General features: G+C 69.8%; 18 protein-coding genes. 7 read left to right on the top strand and 11 right to left on the bottom strand.

What is annotated here, in order from left to right:
* Positions 1–64 precede the first annotated feature (64 nt).
* From rsmG to AB0M99_RS19210, 4 genes are all read left to right on the top strand, one after another.
* The gene (gene rsmG / locus AB0M99_RS19225) at positions 65–781 is read left to right on the top strand and encodes a 16S rRNA (guanine(527)-N(7))-methyltransferase RsmG (protein ID WP_365921874.1); all 717 of its coding nucleotides are present in this window, start codon (positions 65–67) and stop codon (positions 779–781) included.
* Positions 782–1057: 276 nt separating this feature from the next.
* On the top strand, positions 1058–2143 hold the full coding sequence (locus AB0M99_RS19220; protein ID WP_365921872.1) for a ParA family protein: 1086 nt from the start codon (positions 1058–1060) through the stop codon (positions 2141–2143).
* Entirely contained in the window at positions 2140–3231 is a 1092-nt protein-coding gene (locus AB0M99_RS19215; RefSeq protein WP_365921870.1) for a ParB/RepB/Spo0J family partition protein, read from the top strand. Before AB0M99_RS19220 ends, AB0M99_RS19215 begins: the two co-directional genes overlap by 4 nt.
* A gap of 126 nt (positions 3232–3357) precedes the next feature.
* Positions 3358–3975 carry a GNAT family N-acetyltransferase gene (locus AB0M99_RS19210; protein WP_365921869.1) on the top strand — a complete coding sequence of 206 codons (618 nt, stop codon included), beginning with the start codon at positions 3358–3360 and terminating at the stop codon, positions 3973–3975.
* Between the two features lie 83 nt (positions 3976–4058).
* On the opposite strand, the gene trxA is transcribed toward AB0M99_RS19210, so the two are convergent.
* From trxA to AB0M99_RS19175, 7 genes are all read right to left on the bottom strand, one after another.
* The gene (gene trxA, locus AB0M99_RS19205; protein ID WP_365921867.1) at positions 4059–4400 is read right to left on the bottom strand and encodes a thioredoxin; all 342 of its coding nucleotides are present in this window, start codon (positions 4398–4400) and stop codon (positions 4059–4061) included.
* Between the two features lie 52 nt (positions 4401–4452).
* The gene (gene trxB / locus AB0M99_RS19200; RefSeq protein ID WP_365921865.1) at positions 4453–5430 is read right to left on the bottom strand and encodes a thioredoxin-disulfide reductase; all 978 of its coding nucleotides are present in this window, start codon (positions 5428–5430) and stop codon (positions 4453–4455) included.
* A 125-nt stretch (positions 5431–5555) separates the two neighbouring features.
* Complete coding sequence (locus AB0M99_RS19195; RefSeq protein ID WP_365921863.1) at positions 5556–6506, bottom strand: hypothetical protein; 951 nt, start codon at positions 6504–6506, stop codon at positions 5556–5558.
* A complete protein-coding gene (gene sigM / locus AB0M99_RS19190) occupies positions 6503–7204 on the bottom strand; it encodes an RNA polymerase sigma factor SigM (protein ID WP_365921861.1) in 702 nt (233 codons plus the stop codon). Before sigM ends, AB0M99_RS19195 begins: the two co-directional genes overlap by 4 nt.
* A 25-nt stretch (positions 7205–7229) precedes the next feature.
* Entirely contained in the window at positions 7230–8951 is a 1722-nt protein-coding gene (locus AB0M99_RS19185; RefSeq protein WP_365921859.1) for a protein kinase family protein, read from the bottom strand.
* A gap of 127 nt (positions 8952–9078) precedes the next feature.
* Positions 9079–11253: a murein biosynthesis integral membrane protein MurJ gene (gene murJ / locus AB0M99_RS19180; RefSeq protein ID WP_365921857.1), complete on the bottom strand. Its 2175-nt coding sequence runs from the start codon at positions 11251–11253 to the stop codon at positions 9079–9081.
* A 46-nt stretch (positions 11254–11299) separates the two neighbouring features.
* Positions 11300–13570, bottom strand: coding sequence for a DUF6049 family protein (locus AB0M99_RS19175; protein ID WP_365921855.1), 2271 nt, complete (start codon positions 13568–13570; stop codon positions 11300–11302).
* 185 nt (positions 13571–13755) lie between these two features.
* Between AB0M99_RS19175 and AB0M99_RS19170 the strand changes: the two genes are divergently transcribed.
* A complete protein-coding gene (locus AB0M99_RS19170) occupies positions 13756–15198 on the top strand; it encodes a CCA tRNA nucleotidyltransferase (protein WP_365921854.1) in 1443 nt (480 codons plus the stop codon).
* Positions 15199–15282: 84 nt separating this feature from the next.
* On the opposite strand, the gene AB0M99_RS19165 is transcribed toward AB0M99_RS19170, so the two are convergent.
* From AB0M99_RS19165 to AB0M99_RS19155, 3 genes are all read right to left on the bottom strand, one after another.
* A complete protein-coding gene (locus AB0M99_RS19165) occupies positions 15283–16551 on the bottom strand; it encodes an MFS transporter (protein WP_365921852.1) in 1269 nt (422 codons plus the stop codon).
* Positions 16552–16657: 106 nt separating this feature from the next.
* Complete coding sequence (locus tag AB0M99_RS19160; RefSeq protein ID WP_365921850.1) at positions 16658–17740, bottom strand: inositol-3-phosphate synthase; 1083 nt, start codon at positions 17738–17740, stop codon at positions 16658–16660.
* A gap of 49 nt (positions 17741–17789) precedes the next feature.
* Positions 17790–18392, bottom strand: coding sequence for a helix-turn-helix transcriptional regulator (locus AB0M99_RS19155; RefSeq protein ID WP_365921848.1), 603 nt, complete (start codon positions 18390–18392; stop codon positions 17790–17792).
* A gap of 274 nt (positions 18393–18666) precedes the next feature.
* Here AB0M99_RS19155 and AB0M99_RS19150 point away from each other — a divergent pair, with 274 nt between their 5' ends.
* Positions 18667–21228, top strand: coding sequence for a transglycosylase domain-containing protein (locus tag AB0M99_RS19150; RefSeq protein WP_365921846.1), 2562 nt, complete (start codon positions 18667–18669; stop codon positions 21226–21228).
* A 91-nt stretch (positions 21229–21319) separates the two neighbouring features.
* The gene (locus AB0M99_RS19145) at positions 21320–22780 is read left to right on the top strand and encodes a glycosyltransferase 87 family protein (RefSeq protein ID WP_365921844.1); all 1461 of its coding nucleotides are present in this window, start codon (positions 21320–21322) and stop codon (positions 22778–22780) included.
* A gap of 4 nt (positions 22781–22784) precedes the next feature.
* Here AB0M99_RS19145 and AB0M99_RS19140 read toward each other — a convergent pair whose 3' ends face one another.
* A complete protein-coding gene (locus AB0M99_RS19140) occupies positions 22785–23816 on the bottom strand; it encodes an alanine racemase (protein WP_365921842.1) in 1032 nt (343 codons plus the stop codon).
* Positions 23817–23867: the final 51 nt, after the last annotated feature.

Here is a 23867-nt window from a genome sequence, read left to right as displayed (position 1 = left end):
GCAGGCGGGGCCGATGTTTGTCAGCCTGTTTGAAGAACCATGCGGAACGGAAGGACGGTCCCCCGTGACGGAGGCAGCAGAGCTTCCCCCCGCGCCCGAGGTGGCACGCGCGGTGTTCGGTGAGTTTTTCCCGGAAGCCGTGCGGTACGCGGAGCTGCTGGCGGACGCGGGGGTCAAGCGCGGGCTGATCGGGCCGCGTGAGGTGCCGCGGCTGTGGGAGCGGCACCTGCTGAACTGCGCGGTGCTCTCCGAGGTGGTGCCCGAGGGCGTCACGGTGTGCGACGTGGGCTCGGGCGCGGGTCTGCCCGGTATCCCGCTGGCCCTGGTGCGGCGGGACCTGAAGATCACGCTGCTGGAACCGCTGTTGCGCCGTACGACCTTCCTCCAGGAGGTCGTGGAGCTGCTGGGCCTCGATCACGTGACGGTGGTGCGCGGGCGCGCCGAGGAGGTCCTCGGGAAGCTGCAGCCGGTGCACGTGGTGACGGCTCGGGCGGTGGCTCCGCTGGACCGGCTGGCGGGCTGGGGCGTGCCGCTGCTGCGTCCGTACGGGGAGATGCTGGCGCTGAAGGGCGACACCGCCGAGGAAGAGCTGGTGTCGGCGAAGACGGCACTGACGAAGCTCGGTGTGGTGAAGACCTCGGTCCTGCATGTGGGCGAGGGCGTCGTGGACCCGCTGTCCACGGTGGTCCGGGTGGAGGTCGGAGAGAGCCCCGGCGGGGTGAGGTTCGCGGCCAAGCGGGCTAAGGCCGCCCGGGTCAGCCGTACCCGTCGCCGCCGCTGATCCCTCCAAGGTGCTCGGGGTCGCGGTCGTTCCGGCCGGGATTTCGGGTGTGTTGGGCCCTATAGGTATGGATTTCGGAGTGTCGTAGCGGCCTGGTGTCTCCGTCCGGGCATCGTGTTTCACGTGAAACGTCGCTCTCTGCTGCACGGAATCATCAGCCGCGGTCGTGCGGCTGCGTCCCCCCGTCTTCGCAAGGACGAAGGGGGGACGGAGTTGTCCACATCGGTGGATTCATCCACAGGAGTACGGGCCCCGCTGGTTCGCGACCCCGGTGACATGGCAGGCTCTGTTCATCGCGAGCCTGATGCCGAGGAGAGTGACACCGTGCGGTCCGACGCCAACCTCGCGGGGCCGATGGCCGACCCGGTCCCCGGTCCCCGCTCTGAATCGCCGGGGGACGATGTTTCACGTGAAACATCGTCGCCCCTTGTAGACAACGACACCCCGATCGGCCGAGCCGCCCAGCTGGCCGTCGAGGCGCTTGGGCGTGCCGGCGAGGGTCTGCCCCGCCCGGCGCAGACCCGGGTCATGGTGGTCGCCAACCAGAAGGGCGGCGTGGGCAAGACCACGACGACCGTGAACCTGGCGGCTTCTCTGGCCCTGCACGGGGCGCGAGTCCTGGTGATCGACCTCGACCCGCAGGGCAATGCCTCCACGGCTCTGGGCATCGATCACCACGCGGACGTGCCGTCCATCTATGACGTGCTCGTGGACAGCCGCCCGCTGCTGGAGGTCGTCCAGCCGGTCGTGGACGTGGAAGGGCTCTTCTGCGCGCCGGCCACGATCGATCTGGCGGGTGCCGAGATCGAGCTGGTGTCGCTGGTGGCGCGCGAGAGCCGGCTCCAGCGGGCGATCCAGGCGTACGAGCAGCCGCTCGACTACATCCTGATCGACTGCCCGCCCTCGCTGGGACTACTGACGGTGAACGCGCTGGTCGCGGGTGCTGAGGTGCTGATCCCGATCCAGTGCGAGTACTACGCACTGGAGGGACTGGGTCAGCTGCTGCGCAATGTCGACCTCGTGCGGGCGCACCTGAACCAGAACCTGCACGTCTCGACGATCCTGCTCACGATGTACGACGGCAGGACGCGGCTGGCTTCGCAGGTGGCGGAGGAAGTGCGCACCCACTTCGGCAAAGAGGTACTGCGGACGAGCATCCCCAGGTCGGTGCGCATTTCCGAGGCGCCGAGCTACGGGCAGACGGTGCTCACGTACGACCCTGGCTCCAGCGGTTCCCTCTCCTACCTGGAGGCGGCGCGGGAGATCGCACTGCGGGGGGCCGGAATTCATTACGACGCCCAGAACGCCCATCTGGGCGCGGGCCTGAACAGCACGCAGAGTGTGGCGGAGGGGATCCAGTGAGTGAGCGACGTAGGGGTCTGGGGCGGGGGCTCGGCGCGCTGATTCCCGCCGCTCCCCAGGAGAAGACGCCATCGGTGACCGGTTCCGGGTCGACGTCCCCGTCGGCGGTGCCGGTACTGACTTCGGAGCGCGGGATCGCGGCGGCGAAGCTGGCCGCGCTGGCCCAGGCGGATGTTTCACGTGAAACATCGGTGGTGGTCGCGGCGACCGACGCGCCGGAGCCGGTGGGTCCCGAGGCCAATGTGGTGGCGGGTGCGACGTTCGCGGAGCTTCCGATGGACGCGATCACGCCGAATCCGCGCCAGCCGCGAGAGGTGTTCGACGAGGACGCCCTGGCCGAGCTGGTGACCTCCATCCAGGAGGTGGGTCTGCTCCAGCCGGTGGTGGTGCGGCAGTCGGCTCAGGGCCGCTACGAGCTCATCATGGGCGAGCGGCGCTGGCGCGCGTGCCGGGAGGCCGGGCTGGACCGCATCCCGGCGATCATCCGGGCGACGGACGACGACAAGCTGCTGCTGGACGCGCTCCTGGAGAACCTGCACCGGTCGCAGCTGAACCCGCTGGAGGAGGCTGCTGCGTACGACCAGCTTCTCCAGGACTTCAACTGCACGCACGACCAGCTGGCGGACCGGATCGGACGTTCGCGTCCCCAGGTGTCGAACACGCTGCGGCTGCTGAAGCTGTCCCCGCCGGTACAGCGGCGGGTGGCGGCGGGCGTGATCTCGGCAGGACATGCACGGGCGCTGCTGTCGGTCGAGGACTCCGTGGAGCAGGACCGGCTGGCGCACCGGATCGTGGCCGAGGGGCTGTCGGTGCGTGCCGTCGAGGAGATCGTCACCCTGATGGCCTCCGAGCCGTCGAGCCCGGTCAAGCCGAAGGGCCCGCGGGCCGGTGCCCGGGTGTCTCCGGCGCTCAGCGAGCTGGCGACGCGGCTGTCGGACCGGTTCGAGACGCGGGTGAAGGTGGATCTGGGCCAGAAGAAGGGCAAGATCACCGTCGAATTCGCCTCGATGGAGGATCTGGAGCGGATCCTGGGCACGCTGGCGCCGGGCGAGGGCCGGGTGCTCGAACAGGGTGTTGCCGGGGAGTGACCCCGGGCTACCAAGGGGCGGATCGTGTCGGTGGGAGCCGGTGCGGTCCGCCCCTTTGCCGTGTCTTGTCGCGGTATCGGGTGCTGTGCCATCGAAGAAGGGATGGGCAGTGGTTACGATCCCTGTATGGGTCGTCGGCTGGTACCGCTCACGCTGGACAACCTCCAGGACCTGCCTCGGCGTTGCCGGTCCTGTGTCTTCTGGGAGCTGGATCCGGTCAGCGGTGATGCCGCCGTGAAGTCGGGGACCCCGGCCCAGGAGAAGGAGGCGTGGATCTCCGCCGTCCTGCTGGAGTGGGGATCGTGCGGGCGCGTCGTCTATGTGGACGAGGTCCCGGTGGGCTTCGTGCTCTACGCGCCGCCGGCGTACGTGCCCCGGTCCACGGCCTTTCCGACGAGTCCGGTCTCCTCCGATGCGGTCCAGCTGATCACCGCGTGGATCATGCCGGGCTATCAGGGGCAGGGCCTGGGACGGGTGATGGTCCAGACGGTGGCGAAGGACCTGCTGCGCCGGGGCTTCCGGGCGATCGAGGCGTTCGGCGACGCACGGTGGGAGGGTCCGGCGTGTCTGCTGCCCGCTGACCATCTGCTGGCGGTGGGCTTCAAGACGGTGCGGCCCCATCCGGTGCACCCGCGGCTGCGGTTGGAGCTGCGCTCCACGCTGTCGTGGAAGGAAGACGTGGAGCTCGCCCTCGACCGGCTGCTGGGTGCGGCGCGGAAGGAACCTGCGCTCCGCCCCCTGTGAGCCCGCGGGCATGTGAAACGGGGCCGCCCCTTCAGGGACGGCCCCGTTTCACATGGGTCCTGCTGTGCGAGACGTGCGAGCCGTCAGGCGGTCTTGATCTCGACGAAGTCCGAGAGGTCGCGCAGGATGGCGGCCTTGGGCTTGGCGCCGACGATGGTCTTGGCGACCTCGCCACCCTTGTAGACGTTCAGCGTCGGGATGGACATGACGCCGTACTTGGCAGCCGTGGCCGGGTTCTCGTCGATGTTGAGCTTGACGATCTCGATCTGGTCGCCGTACTCGGCGGCGATGGCCTCCAGCGACGGAGCGATCTGGCGGCACGGACCGCACCAGGCCGCCCAGAAGTCGACGAGCACGGGCTTGTCGCTGTTGAGGACCTCGGCGTCGAAATCGTCGTCGGTCACGTTCTTGAGGGTGCCGGCCACAGCGGCCTCCTTCTTCCTGCGGGGTGTGGGGTGTAGGGGGTGGTACGGAGGGTCAGACCGTCGCGTGGGCGTCCTCGGCGTTCTCGGCGTTCTCGGCGTCCGCGAGGGCGGCGAGGAAGCGCTCGGCGTCGAGGGCGGCGGAGCAGCCCGTTCCGGCGGCGGTGATGGCCTGACGGTAGGTGTGGTCCACGACGTCGCCCGCGCCGAACACGCCGGTGGCGCTGGTGCGGGTGGAGGGAGCGGCGACCTTGAGGTAGCCCTCCTCGTCGAGGTCCAGCTGGTCCTTGAACAGCTCGGTGCGCGGGTCGTGGCCGACGGCGATGAAGAGGCCGGTCACGGGCAGCTCGTGGGTCTCGCTGGTCTTGGTGTTGCGCAGCGTCAGACCGGAGAGCTTCTGCTCGCCGTGGATCTCGGCGACCTCGCTGTCCCAGGCGAACTTGATCTTCGGGTCGGCGAACGCGCGGTCCTGCATGGCCTTGGAGGCGCGCAGGCTGTCACGGCGGTGAACGATGGTGACGGACTTGGCGAAGCGGGAGAGGAAGGTGGCTTCCTCGATCGCCGTGTCGCCGCCGCCGACCACGGCGATGTCCTGCTCCTTGAAGAAGAAGCCGTCGCAGGTGGCGCACCAGGAGACGCCGCGACCCGAGAGGGCGTCCTCGTTGGGCAGACCGAGCTTGCGGTGCTGGGAACCGGTGGTCACGATGACGGCCTTGGCGCGGTACACGGTCCCGGCGGTGTCGGTGACGGTCTTGATCTCACCGGTGAGGTCCACGGCCACGACGTCGTCGGCCACGAGCTCGGCGCCGAAACGCTCGGCCTGGCCGCGCATGTTGTCCATGAGGTCCGGACCCATGATGCCGTCCTGGAAGCCGGGGAAGTTCTCGACCTCCGTGGTGTTCATCAGCGCGCCACCGGCGGTCACGGCACCTTCGAAGACCAGGGGCTTGAGCGAAGCGCGTGCGGTGTACAGGGCGGCCGTGTAACCGGCCGGCCCGGAGCCGATGATGATCACGTTTCGTACGTCGCTCACGGGTTACTTCCTCGTCTCTGCGGACTGCCTGCTGCTTGCCGGGGGGCCGGTGTGGACTCTCACCCCACCCAACGGATCCTACGGCGCATGCATTCCCCCGCTGTCCCCCGTGCGGACGGCGCGCGTCAGCTCCGGGGGTAGGTGCTGTTGAGCAGAGGCTTTCCGGGAGTGGTGGACGAGCCGTTCCCGCAGGTCGTCTCTACGAGGTAGGCGTCCACGAGGGCCGGGTCGCCGGGGTGCGCAAGGACCAGGAGGTAGACCTCCACGCCCTGATACGTGCCCCGGTCCGTGGCGAGGGGGGTGTCGGCGCGGCCGGTGGCCTCCTGGACACACGCGGGGACGGTGGCAGCGCCGCGGTCCGCCGGGGCCACCCCGGGAGCGGGAGTGGTGTTCTCCATCCCGTAGGTGTTGTTCTGCTCCCCCGGGACGGTCTTCGGGGGCTGCCCCGAAGCGAGGAGGTCACGGACGCTGCTCTGGAGGCCCTCGGCGGTGTACTGGGGTCCGCCGACCTTGGCCTGCGCGCTGGATGCGTCCTTGCGCGCGGCGGTGCCGTGTTCGGCCGGAGTGTCCGGGAGGCCGGTGGCCAGGAAGATCCCGAGTGCGCAGGCGGCCACCAGGGCGCCGATGGCGGCGATCCGGCGGCGGGCGCGATGCCGACCGGGACCGGTTGGGCCGACCGGGTGACCGGAGGGTCGCTTGGCCCCGGTTGAGAGGGGTGCGCCAGATGCGGCGAGCGATGTTTCACGTGAAACATCGCCGGCTTCGGCATGCTGCGGAGCGGTGGACCGCGGGTCGGGTCCGGCCGGGTCGCGCGGGCTGGTGGCATCGAGGAGCGCCTCGGCAGCGAGGGCTGCATCGATGCGGCCGGCGATGTCGGCGGGCATCCGGGGAGGCCCGGGGAGGGTGCCGAGCAGGGCCCGGATCTCCTCCAGGGAGGCCCGGACGTCGGCGCACAGGGCGCAGCCGTCGAGGTGGCCGCGGATCTCCGCCGTACGGGACGGGGAGAGGAGCCCTTCGGTCAGGTCGGAGATCTCGGAGACGTCCGGGTGCCGGATCGTGCCGGTAGTGGGGCTCACGCTCGTCCACCTCCGCCCTTCACTGCGTCTGGATCCGGTGCCGGGTCCCTGGGATCTGCCGTCGGTGGGACGGCTGCCCCCGGCGTCCGGTTCCTTCCCCGCTCGGTGGCGGTGTTATCCCCGGCATTCGAGCGCAGATGAGTGAGCATCGGGACGAGTTTTGCCCGGCCACGGGCGCAGCGGCTCTTGACGGTGCCGGTGGGCACGTCGAGGATCCGGGCGGCCTCCGCGACGGGGTAGCCCTGCATGTCGACCAGGACGAGCGCCGCCCGCTGCTCGGCCGGGAGCGTGCTCAGGGCGGCCAGGAGCTGGCGGTGGAGGTCCTCGCGCTCCGCAGGGGCCTCGGCGGACTCGTGGGGCTCCAGGAGGCGCTCCAGACGGTCCGTGTCGTCGAGGGGCGCCGTCCTGCGGGAGGCGGCCTTGCGGGCCCGGTCCAGGCAGGCGTTGACGGTGATCCGGTGCAGCCAGGTCGTGACCGCGGATTCGCCGCGGAAGGTGTGCGCGGCCCGATAGGCGGACACGAGCGCGTCCTGCACGGCGTCGGCTGCTTCCTCGCGGTCGCCGAGGGTGCGCAGGGCCACGGCCCACAGCCGGTCGCGGTGGCGGCGTACGAGCTCACCGAAGGCGTCCGGGTCGCCGGCGACGTGCAGCGACAGGAGTTCCTGGTCGCTGTGGCCGCCGGGTGTGGAGTCGTCCAACGGTGAGCCCCTCCCCTGGTGTCTGTCAGCCCGTGAACTTCACATCCGTGATGGCCTGCTTGAACCCGGCCTGGCTGTACTGGTCACCGCCCGCTTGCGGCATTGCGGTGATCCAGACGAGGACGTAGCGCGTTTTGACCGGTGCCTCGGCGGCCAGCTTGAGGGTGCTGTCCGACGTGGTGGCGGCCGCGATCTTCTTCATGGAGCCGACCGGGGTCGACGAGGACATGGAGCCGGTCGCGTAGAGCGTGGCGGTGGTGTGGTCGCCGGCGAACCGGAGCGCTATCGAGGCTTCGCTGACGTCCTGCTCGGAGCCGAGATCGTAGACGATGCCGACCCCGGCCTTGTAGGCCTTCATGTCCGGGCCGTCGTAGAAGCTCTTGGTCCGCCAGTAGGTGGAGGCGTCGCCGTCGTAGGTGTGGGAGACCCCTTCGAGGTCCTGGGGGTTGCCGTCGGGGTAGTACTCCTGGGCGCCCTTGATGGAGAGCGGTACCGGGTCCTTCTTGCTCGGTGCGTCGTCGCCCTTGGGCGCAGGGTTCTGGCTGTTGCCGCTGCCCTGCTTGCCGCGGTCGAGAAGGGTGTCGGCGAGCTGCCAGCTGCCCAGGCCGAGGGCGGCGATGAGCAGGGCGGCGACGCCCCACTTCAGGACCCTGCCGGTACGGCTCTGCAGCGGTGGCGGCGGGGGCACGACGGTGACGGCCTGGGCGGGCGGCATGCCGGGCGGCGTGGGCCGGCCGTAACTGCCCTGCTGGTAGGTCGTGTGCTGGTACTCGAGCGGGGCGGTGAAGGCGGGCTCCGGCGGCCGGATGCGGGGCATCGCGGCTACTGCCTTGGACAGTTCCTCCGGCGTCGTGCAGGCGGGTTCCTGCCGGGAGGCCGTGGCCCCGTCGTTGGCGAGCGCGCGCATGGCGAGTTCACCGAGGCCGCGGTGAACCCCGGCACGGACCTGGTCGGGAGCGATCAGGCCGACGCCCTTGGGCAGGCCGGTGAGGCCGTAGGCGTCCGTCTCGTAGGGCCAGCGCTGGGTGAGGGAGGCGTACAGGAGCGCCCCGATCGCCTCGGTGTCGGCACGCTGCGGGGTCTCGCTGGTGATGCCGCGCAGGGCGGCGTTAACGGCGAGGCCGCGGATGCGGTACTGGCCGGTGGAGGTGCGCAGTATCGCGCTGGGCGTCAGCCGCAGATGGGCCAGGCCCTCACGGTGCGCCGCGGTCATGGCCTGCGAGACCTGGCTGACGAGTTGGTAGGCCTCGTGGGGCTCCAGGGGGCCCGCAGCGAGGAGTGCGGTGAGCTCGGTGGCGTCGGGCAGCCATTCGTGCACGACGTAGACGAGGTCGTTCTCCTCCACCGCGTCGAGGACCTGGACGAACCGGGGGTCGCCGAGCAGGGCGGAGGAGCGGGCCGCGGCCAGGACGGCGCGGGCCCGGGGGTGGTCGGCGGGCAGGAGATGGACGCCCACGGCGCGGCGCAGTTTCTCGTCCATCGCGCGCCAGCTGCTGAATCCGTCCAGACGGGTGACGCATTCTTCGAGGCGGTAGCGCCTTGCCAGCTTGTGGCCGCTGTGAAGTTCGGGTGCGGCCGCAGGGGCCGCGGTTTTGCGTTCGCCGTCCTCTTCGGGCATAGGTCCGTCCGCGGCTCGTCCGTTCTGGGTGTCCACCCCGTCGGCCGTGGCCTTGGCCGCATCTGCGGCAAGCGGCTCATCGCCGCTGTTGTCGGCCACGTCGACGGCAGCCGTGCTACGTTCCGCCACCGTCGTTCCTGCCTCCCCATCCGTTGCACGCTGTCGGCCAGTCTGCGAAGCCAAGCCAATTGTGCCCACAGTCCGGCGCTCTGCACGACACGCGATGGGGGTCTGGCAGGTCTACGGGTCTCCGCATTCAGCGTCCCATGCGTCCGCGGACCATCCCGATCATGGCGTTGAGCTCCTCGATGCGCATCCGCTTGGCGGCGATGAGGAACGCGGCGGCGAGGGCCACACCCCCGGTGACCAGGGAAACAACGGAACCGGCCACTCCGCTGCCCAGCCACTGGGTGACCAGGTAGGCGGCGGCGCCGGCCACGGCGGCGGCGGGGACACAGGCTCCGACAAGTCGAGCGTAAGTCCGCATCACATGGGCGCCGTCGAGGTCTCCGCCGAGGCGGGTACGCAGCCGTCGCCACGCGACGCCGACGCCGACGGTGTAGCCGAGGCCATAGGCGGCGGCCATGCCGACGACCGCCCAGCGTGCGGGCAGGACGACGAACGCGGCTGCGGAGACCGCCGCGTTGACGGCCGCGACGATGACGGTGTTGTAGAACGGCGTCCGGGTGTCCTCGTAGGCGTAGAAGCCGCGCAGGACGACGTACTGGACGGAGTACGGGATCAGGCCGAGGCCGAAGGCCATCAGGACGAAGCCGATGTTCTGCGCGCCGTCACCGGCACCGGCGTAGAGCAGGGTGGCCATCGGGACGCCGAGGGCGAGGAAGGCGAAGGCGCAGGGCACGATGGCGACGGCCGAGGTGCGCAGGCCGTAGGAGATGTCGTCGCGGACGGCGGCGGCGTCCCCGTCGTGCGCGGACCGGGAGATGCGGGGCAGGACGGCCGTCATGACGGAGACGGTGATGATGGCCTGCGGCATCTGCCAGAGCAGCAGCGCGTAGTTGTAGGCGGTGATGCCGGTGCCGTGGTGGCCCTGCTTGTCCGCCACCTCGCCGGCCCAGGTGGCGAGCTGGGTGACGACGACCAGGCCGATCTGGTTGGCGAGGACGAAGAAGAAGGTCCACTTGGCGAGCTTGGCGGCCTTGCCGAGGCCGTGGCCCTTCCAGTCGAAGCGCAGGCGCGGCTTGAAGCCGGCGTCGCGCAGGTACGGGAGCATCGCGAGCGCCTGCACGGTGAGGCCGAGCAGGGTGCCGATGCCCAACAGGCGTACGCCGTCGGCGGTGACGGTGCCCTCGGTGATGCCCGAGGTGGTGAAGCCGCCGAAGGCCCAGATGAAGGCGCCGAAAGTGGCGATGACGACGATGTTGTTGAGGACCGGGGTCCACATCATCGCGCCGAACCGGCCGCGGGCGTTGAGGATCTGACCGAGCACCACGTGGACGCCCATGAAGAACATGGTCGGCAGACAGTACTGGGCGAAGGCCACCGCGACCTCGAGCCGCTGCGGGTCCGAGGCGATCTTCTGCGACATCATGCTGATGAACAGCGGGGCCGCGAGTACGCAGATGGTGGTGACACCGGCCAGCAGGACCACGACAAGGGTCAGCAGGCGGTTGGCGTAGGCCTCGCCGCCGTCCTCGTCGTTCTTCATCGCCCTGACCAGCTGCGGGATGAAGACGGCGTTGAGAGCTCCGCCGCCGACCAATACGTAGATCATCGTCGGCAGGGTGTTGGCGACCTGGTACGTGTCGTTGAGCGTGCTGACGCCGATGGCGCCGGCGATCACGAGGGTCCGCAGGAAGCCCGTGATGCGGGAGACGATCGTGCCGGCCGCCATGAGCGCGCTGGACTTGAGGAGGCTGGAGGCGCGTCCGGCGGGCTTGCTCGGGGCCGGGGCGGCCACGGGGGCGTCCTCGGCGGGGGTACGGGGCGCCGCCTCCTGGTCCCGGTACAGGTGGGCGAAGGCGTCGGGCCGGGGCTCCTGGTCGGCCGCCTTGGTGACGAGGGAGTCCACGCCGACGAACTGCGTGGTGGTGGCGTGATCGCCGTAGGGCAGGTGACGGGAGGGGCCGTCCGGCTCGGGCGGCGGGGTCTGGGCCCAGACGCGCGGGTCCGGGGCGTAGGCGGGTGCCTGCGGCGCCGCGTAGAGCGGGCCGGGCTCCTGGTAGGTGCCGGGCGGCGGCGGGGGGTGTGCGGACCGGTCGTAGAGGACCTCGGCGACGGGGTCCTGCGCCGAGAGGTCCTGCGACCGGTACGGGTCGTAGCCGTAGGCGTCCTGGACATACGGGTCGTGATCCGGCGCGGGTGCAGGCGCGGGGACCTGCCCGGGCAGCGGGGTGCCGGGAGCAGTGCCCTGGTAGGGCGCTGGCCCGCCAGTTCCCTGCGCGCGGTCACCGTCGTACGGCGCGTTCATCGAAACCCCACCTCATCGTCCCCAGGCCGACCGGCCACGGCATCGCTCAACGGTCCACTGTCTCACCCGGTCCGGACGCGTCGTTGCTTTGCGGTCCGGTGTCCGGGGACTCGTCACTCGGCTGCGTGCTCTCCTGGGCTGCGGCTCGGGCCGCGACCCGCTTGCGGGTGGCGTACATCTTGATACCAGCCAGAACGAGGAGCAGCACACCGCCGGCGATGACGAGCATGACGGTGGGGGTGATCTCGGTGGCCTCGACGGTGAAGCGGCGTTCTTTACCGTAGGCGACGCCGTCCGTCGTGAAGAGCTGGGCGGTGACCTCGACCGGCCCGCTCGCGGTGGCGTTGGCGGTGAACTTCACGGTCTGGCTGTGCCCGCCCTGGACGGTGACTTCCTGCTGGTCCTCGCCCTTGTCGCCGAACATCAGGCGGGTGGGGTTGGCGGACTTCACGCGCAGGACCAGGTTGTGGACGTCCTGGACGAGGCTGTTCTGGACGCTGACGGGGATGGTAGCGCTGTGTCCGGAGAGCGTGGCATCGGACTTGGGGACGACCTTGACCTTCTCGGTGAGGCTGATCAGGTACTGCTGCACCTGGCTCCGGTAGTCCGCGGCCGCCTCGGGGCGCCCGCGCCATGACGTGGACATCTCGCGGTTGGTCGTGTTGCCGAAGGGGATCTCGACGCGGTCGGGGGCGCTGAGGATCACCTTGAAGTTGTCGAGGGTGGTCTGAGTCGTGCGGATCTTCTCGAATGCGGAGACCGGCAGCTCCTGCTTGGCCAGGGCCTCGGGGTACTGCCCGGCGCCCGGCACCTGGGTGGAGGCACCCGGGTCGGGCTTGGTCGCGGCCGCCGCTTCGAGGTCGGCGGGCACGGTCCAGCGGCCCGCCTGCAGGCCCTGGAGAGCGGAGGCCATCGTCTGCGCCTGGCTCGCGGACGGCATCCGGGCCGGGGTGACGACCACGCTGCGCTGGGTGTCGGACTTCTGGAGGTTCAGGGCAAGGCTCTGGGCCAGGAACTGCTGCACCGCGAGGACGGAGTTCGTGGCACTGAGCATGTCGCCCTGGAAGGCGGTCGAGAGCTCGGCGTCGGCGACGACGGCGGTGGTGCCCGCGCCGATGGGGCGGGCGGCCGACGGGGTGTAGCCGAGGGCGCCGGTCTCCTGGAGGCTGTCGCTGCGGGTGAGCACGTTGTGGGCGCCGGCCGAGGTCGCGACGTTGACGATCGACGGGTCGATCGCGCCTTCCACGGGCCAGGAGAAGTCGGTGGACGCCGGGACGTGGAGGACCGTCTCGACGGCCTGCTTCGCCTTGTCGGTGGCGGGCCGCAGCTGGCCCAGGGTGCCGGAGACGTCCTTCCCGCGGTGGGCAAGGGAGGCGATGTCGGGATCGGCGAAGGGCAGCGCGACGACCTTCTTGCCCTGGACGGCCGCCTCCAGCGAGCTCAGCCACTGCTCGGCGACGGCCTTGTTCCTGCCCGGCAGGGGCTTGCCGGCGGGGTCGGGGTTGCGGATCCGGTAGCCCTTGGTCATGGCGTCGACCGACTGCAGCAGGTCCGGGTCGATGACCCAGGTGATGGGCAGGTCCTTGCCGAGGGAGACCATCCGCTCCAGGCGGCCGCCGGTGCGCAGCTCATCAGCGAGCGAGTCGTCGAGGAAGACGGGGGTCTGCACGTCGTCCGAGCCGGTCTCCGCCGTCAGGTGCGTGGTGGAGATCAGCGGCCACACGTACGTCATCGTGTAGCGCTTGGCGGCGGCCTCGGGCTGCCAGGGCAGGAAGGTGCGCTTGATGCCGAGGACCTGCTCGTACTGGCGGCTCTCGGTCTCCCCCGACAGGGAGATGCCGAGCTGGTAGACGCCCTCCTTGTCCAGCTCCAGCTTGCTCACCGGGATCTTGAGCTCGAAGGTCTGCTGGCCCTTCGAGGGCAGCGAGGTGATCTTGACCGCGTACTCCGAGCCGATCTCGGCGGGGTCGGTGCCGGCCCGGAAGGCGCCCCGCTCCGCCGCCTCCTCGATCGAGCTGCGGTCACTCAGCGCCGGTCCGACCCGCAGGCCCACATGTGCGTCGGTGATCTTCTCGCGGCCGTTGTTGACCACGGTGCCGGAGATCGTGAGGGTGTCGCTCTTGACCGGGGCGGTGGGGGCGAACTCGGTGAGCTGGATGTCCACGGCCGCCGTCTCGGCGGCCTGGGCCTCGGGCGCGGGCGAATAGACGAGGCCTGCGAGCACGGGCGTCCCGGCGAGCAGGACCACGGCGCGGCGCAGCCAGCGTCGCCGGGCAGGGGCGGGGGGTGTCCCCTGGATGTCTGCCGCCTCGGCCACGCGCTCGCCCGTCCCTCGAAGTGTCAGTGGTCGTCGTCTGTGCGTCCACGCATGGTAACGAGACCCGCTGTGCGCGAGTGCCGCGCCTTGCTCCACATGATCGGGTCCGGGCCGTCGGCGCCGTGGGGCGGGGTGACCGCAAACGGGGGAGCTCCCGGCGGGCCGGGCACGTACCCTTTTCTGTTGTGCCGAACGCCAACGAAGACAACCTCAGTGTCCTGAACCAGGTACAGCTCCGCGCAGTGAGTGAACTGCTGCGCGTGGCCCCTGTCGCCGACGAGCTCGGCCGCCGTTTCCAGGAGGCGGGCTTCCGCCTCGCCCTGGTCGGCGGGTCCGTCCGCGACGCGCTGCTCGGGCGCCTCGGCAACGACCTCGACTTCACCACCGACGCCCGCCCCGAGGACGTTCTCAAGATCGTCCGGCCCTGGGCCGACTCGGTGTGGGACGTCGGTATCGCCTTCGGCACGGTCGGCGCGCAGAAGGCCGGCTTCCAGATCGAGGTGACGACGTACCGCTCGGAGGCGTACGACCGCACGTCGCGCAAGCCGGAGGTCTCCTACGGCGACTCGATCGAGACGGACCTGGTCCGACGCGACTTCACGGTTAACGCCATGGCCCTGGCCCTGCCGGAGCAGGAGTTCATCGACCCGCACGGCGGCCTGGAGGACCTGCGGACGGGCGTGCTGCGGACCCCCGGCACCCCCGAGGACTCCTTCTCGGACGACCCGCTGCGGATGCTGCGCGCGGCACGGTTCGCCGCGCAGCTGGACTTCGAGGTCGCCCCCGAGGTCGTCGCGGCGATGACGGCGATGTCCGGCAGGATCGAGATCGTCTCGGCGGAGCGGGTGCAGGGCGAGCTCAACAAGCTGCTGCTCTCCTCGAACCCGCGCAAGGGCCTGGGCCTGCTCGTGGACACCGGGCTGGCCGATCACGTACTGCCCGAGCTGCCGGCACTGCGGCTGGAGAGCGATGAGCACCACCGGCACAAGGACGTCTACGACCACTCGCTGATCGTGCTGGAGCAGGCGATCGCCCTGGAGGAGGACGGCCCCGACCTGGTGCTGCGGCTCGCGGCACTGCTGCACGACATCGGCAAGCCGCGCACCCGCCGGTTCGAGAGCGACGGGCGGGTCTCCTTCCACCACCACGAGGTGGTCGGCGCGAAGATGACCAAGAAGCGCATGACGGCGCTGAAGTACTCCAACGACATGGTCAAGGACGTCTCCCGGCTGGTGGAGCTGCACCTGCGCTTCCACGGGTACGGGGACGGGGAGTGGACCGACTCGGCAGTGCGCCGCTACGTCCGCGATGCCGGTCCGCTGCTGGAGCGCCTGCACAAGCTGACCCGATCCGACTGCACCACCCGCAACAAGCGCAAGGCCAATGCCCTCTCCCGCACCTACGACGGGCTGGAGGAGCGCATCGCGCAGCTCCAGGAGCAGGAGGAGCTGGACGCGATCCGGCCCGACCTGGACGGCAACGAGATCATGCAGGTGCTGGACGTCCGCCCCGGGCCCGTGATCGGCAAGGCCTACGCCTTCCTGCTGGACCTGCGGCTGGAGAACGGCCCGATGGGCCGGGACGCGGCCATCGTCGCCCTCAAGGAGTGGTGGGCCGCACAGGCCTGAGGCCCGGCCTCGCTGTTCTCAGGAGCTGGTGGTCGATGTTTCACGTGAAACATCGACCACCAGGACGACACCAACGGCGATGTTTCACGTGAAACATCGCCCCTGCCGCGCGAGGAGCAGGGATGTCGAGGCGTAGAGCGCGGCCACGCTCAGGATCAGCGGCACCGACTCCCCGTCGACGGGGAGCATGAGCGAGGCCACTGCCGCCGCGCCGACGAATGCGACGTTGAACAGCACGTCGTAGACGGAGAAGACGCGGCCGCGGAAATCGTCGTCCACGCGGGACTGGACCACGGTGTCGGTGGAGATCTTGGCGCCCTGCGTGGCGAGTCCGAGGACGAACGCGGCGGCCAGCATCGGCCCGGGGGCGAAGAACAGGCCGAGCATCGGCACCAGGACTGCTGCGCCCGCGGCACAGAGGGTGATCGCACCGTGTGTGCCCAGCCGTCCCACCAGCCAGGGCGTGACGACGGCGGCCGCGAAGAATCCGGCCCCGGAGGCACCGACGGCGACGCCCAGCAGGGCCAGCCCGTCGGCCTCGTTGTCCGACCACGAGTAGCGGCAGAGCATGAGCAGCATGACGAACAGGGCCCCGTAGCAGAACCGCATCATGGTCATGGCAGCGAGCGCCTGGGCCGCCTCGCGCCGGTCGGCCAGGTGCCGCAGCCCCTCGGCCATGCCCCGGACGGTGATTGCGACCCCCTCGGCGACCGAGGGGTTGGTCCGGCCCGGAGGGTGGTCGGGCCCCAGGAGGCCGATGGCCAGCCGCAGGGAGGCCAGGGCCGCGCACAGGTAGAGGCCCGCTCCGAGCAGGACGACGATGGCGTTGGAGTCGGAGGCCAGCAACCGGACGAGGAAGGCCAGTCCCCCGCCGGCCACCGCCGCGAGCGTGCCGGCGGTGGGGGAGAGCGCGTTCGCGGTGACCAGCTGGTCCGGTCCGACGACGCGGGGCAGGGAGGCGGCGAGCCCGGCCAGGACGAAGCGGTTGACGGCGGTCACCGACAGGGCCGAGGCGTAGAACAGCCAGTCGGGGACCTGCGCGACGATCAGCATTCCGGTGACGCAGGCCAGGAAGGCGCGCAGCAGGTTGCCGTAGAGGAAGACCTGCCTGCGGCGCCAGCGGTCGAGCAGTACCCCGGCGAAGGGACCGACGGCCGAGTAGGGGAGCAGCAGTACCGCCATGGCCGAGGCGATCGCGGCAGGCGAGGTCTGCTTCTCCGGCGAGAAGACGACGTAGGTGGCGAGCGCCACCTGGTAGACACCGTCCGCCGCCTGGGAGAGCAGCCTGACGGCGAGCAGGTTGCGGAAGTCCCTCAGACGCAGGAGTACGCGCAGATCACGTACGACAGCCATGAGGGCAAGGGTCACATACGCGGAGGGCCCCCGGGCGTATTGCCCGGGGACCCTCCGCGTAAGAACAGCCGAAGTCCAGGTGTCCTCAAGGACCCTTGGGGTTCGACTAGCGCTCGACCTCGCCCTTGATGAACTTCTCGACGTTGGCCAGGGCCTCGTCGTCGAAGTACTGCACCGGCGGGGACTTCATGAAGTAGCTCGACGCCGACAGGATCGGGCCGCCGATGCCGCGGTCCTTGGCGATCTTCGCGGCACGCAGGGCGTCGATGATGACACCGGCGGAGTTCGGGGAGTCCCACACCTCGAGCTTGTACTCGAGGTTCAGGGGGACGTCGCCGAAGGCGCGACCCTCAAGGCGGACGTAGGCCCACTTGCGGTCGTCGAGCCACGCGACGTAGTCGGACGGGCCGATGTGGACGTTCTTCTCGCCGAGCTCACGGTCGGGGATCTGCGAGGTGACGGCCTGCGTCTTGGAGATCTTCTTCGACTCGAGGCGCTCGCGCTCGAGCATGTTCTTGAAGTCCATGTTGCCGCCGACGTTGAGCTGCATGGTGCGCTCAAGACGGACACCGCGGTCCTCGAACAGCTTCGCCATCACGCGGTGCGTGATGGTGGCGCCGACCTGCGACTTGATGTCGTCGCCGACGATCGGGACACCGGCCTCGGTGAACTTGTCGGCCCACTCCTTGGTGCCGGCGATGAAGACCGGGAGGGCGTTGACGAAGGCGACCTTGGCGTCGATGGCGCACTGGGCGTAGAACTTCGCCGCAGCCTCGGAGCCGACGGGCAGGTAGCAGATCAGGACGTCGACCTGGCGGTCCTTGAGGACCTGGACCACGTCGACCGGAGCCTCGGCGGACTCCTCGATGGTCTGGCGGTAGTACTTGCCCAGGCCGTCCAGGGTGTGACCGCGCTGCACGGTCACGCCCGCGTTCGGGACGTCGCAGATCTTGATGGTGTTGTTCTCGCTGGCGCCGATGGCGTCCGAGAGGTCGAGGCCGACCTTCTTCGCGTCGACGTCGAACGCGGCGACGAACTCGATGTCACGCACGTGGTAGTCGCCGAACTGGACGTGCATCAGACCGGGGACCTTGGCCGCCGGGTCGGCGTCCTTGTAGTACTCGACGCCCTGCACCAGCGAGGCGGCGCAGTTGCCTACGCCGACGATGGCTACGCGAACCGAACCCATTCCGGTTGCTCCCTGTTTGTTCTCGGACGAGGCCTGCGAGATGCAGGTCTCACTTTGCAGTTTCGTCGGACGGACCGGGTCGTCTCTGATCCCGTCCCGCCCGCTCACTCTCGATGAGCTCGTTCAGCCAGCGCACTTCGCGCTCCACGGACTCCATGCCGTGCCGCTGCAGCTCAAGCGTGTAGTCGTCGAGGCGCTCCCGTGTACGGGCGAGCGAGGCCCTCATCTTCTCCAGGCGCTCTTCCAGCCGGCTGCGGCGGCCCTCCAGCACCCGCATGCGCACTTCTCGTTCGGTCTGGCCGAAGAAGGCGAAGCGGGCGGCGAAGGACTCGTCCTCCCAGGTATCGGGACCCGTGTGGGAGAGCAGCTCCTCGAAGTGCTCCTTACCTGCTGCCGTCAACCGGTAGACGATCTTGGCGCGGCGCCCTGCGAGTGAAGCGGCGAGAGCGTCCTCCGGGGCGTTGCCCGGCTCTTCGATCAACCAGCCGTTGGTGACGAGCGTCTTGAGGCAGGGGTAGAGCGTTCCGTAGCTGAATGCCCTGAACACCCCCAGCGAGGTGTTGAGCCGCTTGCGCAGCTCGTAGCCGTGCATGGGGGATTCGCGAAGCAGGCCGAGGACGGCGAACTCAAGGATGCCTGAGCGCCTGCTCATCCGCCTGCCCCTCATCCGCTTCGGAGTCGTTATGTCGAGCTGATGTATCGGCTCGATACATCCAGACGATAGAACGGGCCGCCGCCGGCTACAAGTGGTGGCGAGGTGACCGGCATCACATCACCAATTCGTACGAGGCAAGTTGCCTGTTTTGGGGTGAACTTCGGCACTGATTGGGTTTTGAGCGTGCGTAGTCTGTGGGCCATGAAACCGGGGGAACCGGAATTCACCCGCCGCTTCCAGGCCACTCGCCTGCCCGAGGAGTAGTCGTTCGATGAGCGAGCACCGACGCAAACCGCAGCACCCCGAAGGCGGCGGTCGCGCTGCGGCCCGCCGGGCTGCCCAGCAGCGCCCCGGCCGGGGCGGCAGGTCCGGACACGACGTCCCGACCGCCTCACCCAGCGGACCGTACGGGGACCAGCCCGGCCACGGCACCCGCGCCGAGGCCCGACGCGCTGCCGCCGGCCGCGGTGGCCGGGGTGCCGCCAAGGCCGGCCGTGGCACGGGCAGGCCGGACAAGCGGCTCATCAACTACCCGCGCTCGGACAAGGACGGCTGGAAGCGCTTCGTCCCGTCCTGGAAGCTCGTCGGCGGTACGGCCCTGGGCTTCTTCGCGATCATCACGGCAGGTGCCGGCATCGGCATCGCCTCGGTGAACACTCCCGACGCGAACAAGACGGCCCACGCGCAGAACAACGTCTTCTACTGGGCCGACGACACCCAGATGGTCGCGACCGGCGGGTCCATGAACCGCCAGATCGTGCCCATCGGGAAGATCCCCCGGTCGATGCAGAACGCCGTGATCGCGGCGGAGAACGAGTCCTTCGAGTCGGACAAGGGTGTCGACCCGATGGGTATCGCCCGTGCCGTGTGGAACATGGCCAAGGGCGGATCCACCCAGGGCGGCTCGACGATCACCCAGCAGTACGTGAAGAACACGTACCTGGACTCGGACCAGACGCTCAAGCGCAAGGTCACCGAGCTCTTCATCTCGATAAAGCTCGGTGTCAGCGAGGAGAAGAACACGATCCTCGCGGGCTACTTGAACACTGCGTACTACGGGCGTGACGCCTACGGCATCCAGGCGGCCGCCCGCGCCTACTTCGGCAAGGACAGCCAGGAGCTGACCCCGTCCGAGGGTGCCTTCCTGGCCGCCGTGCTCAAGGGCCCCAACCTCTACAACCCGGACGGCGGCATCGGCACCGCGGCCACTCCCCAGCTGAACACCGAGCGGGCCAAGCAGCGCTGGGCCTGGGTGCTGGACCGCGAGGTCACGGTGGGCCGCATGCAGCAGTCCGAGCGTGAGCAGTACAAGGAATTCCCCAAGATCATCGAGTCCGAGCAGGCCCGCAACATGTCGGGGCAGATCGGCTACATGGTCGACACGGCCAAGGCCTACGTGATGAAGACCAAGGGCCTCACCGCCGAGGACCTGGCCAAGGGCGGCTACCAGATCCGCACCACCTTCGATAAGCCGAAGGTGGACGCGCTGGTCAAGGCCGTCGAGGAGACCCGCAACGGACTGCTCGACGAGAAGAAGCGGCCCAACACCGACACCTTCGTCCAGGTCGGCGCCGCCTCCGTGGACGTGAAGACGGGCGCCCTCGTCGCCCTGTACGGCGGGCCGGGCTTCGACAAGAAGCACTTCACCAACAACGCCAACACCACGGGTGTCCAGGTCGGCTCGACCTGGAAGCCGTACGTGCTGGCGGCAGCCATGCAGTACGGCACCCAGAACTCCAACGGCTCGGGGATCTCTGCCGACAGCAAGTACATGGCCAACGACCTCACGGTGATCAACAACCGTGAGGGCAAGCCGCTGCGCGACGGGTCGGGCAAGCCGTTCAAGCAGAAGAACGAGAGCCCGACCGCCTACGGCTACGTGACGCTGAACGAGGCGATGGAGAAGTCCATCAACGTCCCCTTCGCCCAGCTCATCTTCGACGTCGGCCACAGCAAGGTGAAGGGCGTCGCCCAGGCCACCGGCATCCTCCCGGAGTCCTTCGACCCGAGCGACAACGCCTCCTTCGCGCTGGGCACCTCGACCCCCAGTGCCATCCGGATGGCCGATTCGTACGCCACCTTCGCCGCCTCCGGCACCCACCACGAGCCGTACTCGGTGCGCAGCGTCCAGAAGGACGGCAAGGACCTGGCCGGCTTCGAGGCCCCCAAGGCGCAGCAGGCCATGGACAACTCCATCGCGGACAACATCACCAAGGTCCTGCGCAACGTCGTCGAGAACGGCACCGGCAAGAAGGCCATGAAGCTGGGCCGCCCCGCCGCCGGCAAGACCGGTACCACGGACGACAACAAGTCGGCCTGGTTCGTCGGCTACACGCCCGAGCTGTCCACGTCCGTGGCCCTGTTCCGTTCGGACCCCAACGCGGAGAAGAAGGAACTCCTCTCCATGAAGGGCGTTGGCGACATCCCCTCCCTCCACGGTGGTGACATTCCGGCGGAGATCTGGACCAAGTACATGAAGGACGCGCTCAACGGCGTCCCCGAGAAGGACTTCCCCGAGCCCGACAAGATCGGTGTCACTGCGGACGCCTCCGGCGCCCCCTCCCCGACCCCGTCGACGTCCCCCTCGCCCAGCGCTTCGATGGTGACCCCGCCGCCGAGCTCCGAGCCCCCGGCGTCCCCGACCCCGTCGAAGGGCGGCAAGCCGTCCTGCAAGCCGTGGGAGCTGTACTGCGACCCGGACACCACCGGGGGCACCAGCACCGGCACCTCGAACGGCGGGGCCTCCACATCGCCGTCGCCGTCGACGTCCACGAGCAAACCCGGCGGCCGCGGCGGAGTCACCGGCTTCCCGGCCGGCGGCACGGCCGGCTGACCCGGCTGACCGCTCCACGCTGACGAGGGCCGTCGCACCCCTGGTGCGGCGGCCCTCCCGCATGTCCGGCGCCGTACGGCAGGATGAGCGCATGACGAAGGTGCACGAGGACCGGCCCGTACTGCCCACCCAGCAGGACGAGGTCGCCGCGGCAGGCAGCGAGCTCATCGGCGGCCCGCTCGGCCGCCACGCAAGGCTGGGCGGCCACTGGCTGACCCCGGTGCGCGTCGTCGTGCTCGTCGCCCTCGGGATGTTCGCCCTCGGCATGGTGCAGAAGCTGCCCTGCTACGACTGGGCGTGGTTCCGGGGAGCCGGCTCGCAGTACACGCACGCCTGCTACTCCGACATCCCGCACCTCTACGTCGTACGCGGCTTCGCCGACGGCCTCGTGCCGTACTTCGACAAGCTCCCCGGCGACATGCAGTACCTCGAGTACCCGGTGCTCACCGGCCTCTTCATGGAGATCGCGTCCTGGCTCACCCCGGGCGGCGGCACCATGCAGCACCGCGAGCAGATGTACTGGATGGTCAACGCCGGCATGCTGATGGTCTGCGCCGCGGTCATCGCCGTGTGCGTCGCCCGCACCCACCACCGCCGGCCCTGGGACGCCCTGCTCTTCGCTCTCGCGCCCGCCTTCGCGCTCACCGCGACGATCAACTGGGACCTGCTCGCCATCGCCCTCACGGCCGCCGCGATGCTGATGTGGTCCCGCGGCCGCGCGCTGGCCTTCGGCATCCTGATCGGACTGGCCACCGCGGCCAAGCTCTACCCCGTACTGCTCCTCGGGGCGCTGTTCGTGCTCTGCTGGCGGGCCGGCAAGTGGCGCGAGTTCGGCATCGCGACGCTCGGCGCCGCCGGCTCCTGGCTCCTGGTGAACGTGCCCGTCATGGCCGGCGCCTGGGACGGCTGGACGAAGTTCTACACCTTCAGCCAGGAACGGCCCATCGACTTCGGCTCCGTCTGGCTGCTGATCTCCCAGCGCACCGGGAACCCCCTGGAGGGCGCCAACACCTACGCGACGGGGCTGACGGTCCTGCTGTGCGCGGGCATCGGGGTGCTCACGCTGACGGCCCCGAGGCGGCCGCGCTTCGCGCAGCTGGCCTTCCTGGTCGTCGCCGCCTTCATCCTGGCCAACAAGGTCTACTCCCCGCAGTACGTGCTGTGGCTCATCCCGCTCGCCGCGCTGGCCCGGCCGCGCTGGCGGGACTTCCTCGTCTGGCAGGCCGGCGAGGTCCTGTACTTCCTCGGGATCTGGTTCTACCTCGCGTACACGACCAGCGGGGACAAGCACCAGGGCCTGCCGGTGGAGGGCTACCAGCTGGCGATCGCCGCCCACCTGCTCGCCACCGTCTACCTGTGCGCGGTCGTCGTCCGCGACATCCTGATGCCCGAGCGGGACGTCGTACGCCGCGACGGCTCGGACGACCCCTCGGGCGGGGTCCTGGACGGGGCCGCCGACGTGTTCGTGCTCTCACACGCCGCGAGGGCGCCGCAGGAGGCGGCGCCCTCGGAGGGACAGCGGGTCGACTGGGGCATGCCCCCCAAGGACTGACGGCTCAGGCGTCGAGCACCCGGTCGAACTGCGTGGTGGTGTGGCGCAGGTGCGCCACCAGCTCGTCGCCGACCTTCGGCTCGGTCGCGTCCGAGGGCACGAACAGGATCGACACCTGCATGTGCGGGGGCTCGGCGAACCAGCGCTGCTTGCCCGCCCACACGAACGGCGAAAGGTTCCGGTTGACGGTGGCCAGGCCCGCCCGTGCGACGCCCTTGGCGCGCGGCATCACCCCGTGCAGGGCCTTGGGGGCCTCCAGGCCCACTCCGTGCGAGGTACCGCCCGCGACCACGACCAGCCAGCCGTCCGAGGCCGCCTTCTGCTGGCGGTAGCCGAACCGGTCGCCCTTGGCGACGCGCGTGACGTCGAGGACCGCGCCGCGGTACTCGGTCGCCTCGTGGTCGCCCAGCCACAGCCGGGTGCCGATGCGGGCCCGGAAGCGGGTCTGCGGGAACTGCTGCTGGAGCCGGGCGAGCTCCGTGGCCTTCAGGTGGCTGACGAACATGGTGTGCAGCGGCAGCCGGGCCGCGCGCAGCCGGTCCATCCACCCGATGACCTCCTCGACGGCGTCCGAGCCGTCCGGGCGGTCCAGCGGAAGGTGCAGGGCGAAGCCCTCCAGGCGGACGTCCTCGATCGCCGCGTGGAGCTGACCCAGGTCCTGCTCGGAGATGCCGTGACGGCGCATCGAGCTCATGCACTCGATGACCACCCGGGCGCCGACCAGGCCGCGGACCCCGTCCACGGAGGACACCGAGCGGATGACCCGGTCGGGCAGCGGGACCGGGTCCTCGCCCCGCCGGAACGGGGTGAGGACGAGCAGGTCGCCGCCGAACCAGTCCTTGATGCTGGCGGCCTCGTACGTCGTCCCGACGGCCAGGATGTCGGCGCCCATCCGGGTCGCCTCCTCGCACAGCCGCTCGTGGCCGAAGCCGTAGCCGTTGCCCTTGCAGACCGGGATCAGCCCGGGGAACTGGTCCTGGATCTGCTTCTGGTGCGCACGCCAGCGCGCGGTGTCGACGTAGAGCGTGAGCGCCATGCCCGTCCGGAGCCTCTCTCGGAAAGCTGCGTGGTGCAGCGGTGGGTGTGT

Source organism: Streptomyces sp. NPDC051183, assembly GCF_040682455.1.
Classification (GTDB): domain Bacteria; phylum Actinomycetota; class Actinomycetes; order Streptomycetales; family Streptomycetaceae; genus Streptomyces.
This window is presented reverse-complemented; position numbering and strand designations above follow the sequence as displayed.

Excerpts from the sequence above, each read along its gene's own strand:
- AB0M99_RS19165 (WP_365921852.1), bottom strand. The coding sequence starts at position 16,551 with ATGGCTGTCGTACGTGATCTGCGCGTACTCCTGCGTCTGAGGGACTTC.
- AB0M99_RS19155 (WP_365921848.1), bottom strand. The coding sequence starts at position 18,392 with ATGAGCAGGCGCTCAGGCATCCTTGAGTTCGCCGTCCTCGGCCTGCTT.
- AB0M99_RS19150 (WP_365921846.1), top strand. The coding sequence starts at position 18,667 with ATGAGCGAGCACCGACGCAAACCGCAGCACCCCGAAGGCGGCGGTCGC.
- AB0M99_RS19145 (WP_365921844.1), top strand. The coding sequence starts at position 21,320 with ATGACGAAGGTGCACGAGGACCGGCCCGTACTGCCCACCCAGCAGGAC.
- AB0M99_RS19140 (WP_365921842.1), bottom strand. The coding sequence starts at position 23,816 with ATGGCGCTCACGCTCTACGTCGACACCGCGCGCTGGCGTGCGCACCAG.
- AB0M99_RS19210 (WP_365921869.1), top strand. The coding sequence starts at position 3,358 with ATGGGTCGTCGGCTGGTACCGCTCACGCTGGACAACCTCCAGGACCTG.
- murJ (WP_365921857.1), bottom strand. The coding sequence starts at position 11,253 with ATGAACGCGCCGTACGACGGTGACCGCGCGCAGGGAACTGGCGGGCCA.
- AB0M99_RS19220 (WP_365921872.1), top strand. The coding sequence starts at position 1,058 with ATGGCAGGCTCTGTTCATCGCGAGCCTGATGCCGAGGAGAGTGACACC.
- AB0M99_RS19160 (WP_365921850.1), bottom strand. The coding sequence starts at position 17,740 with ATGGGTTCGGTTCGCGTAGCCATCGTCGGCGTAGGCAACTGCGCCGCC.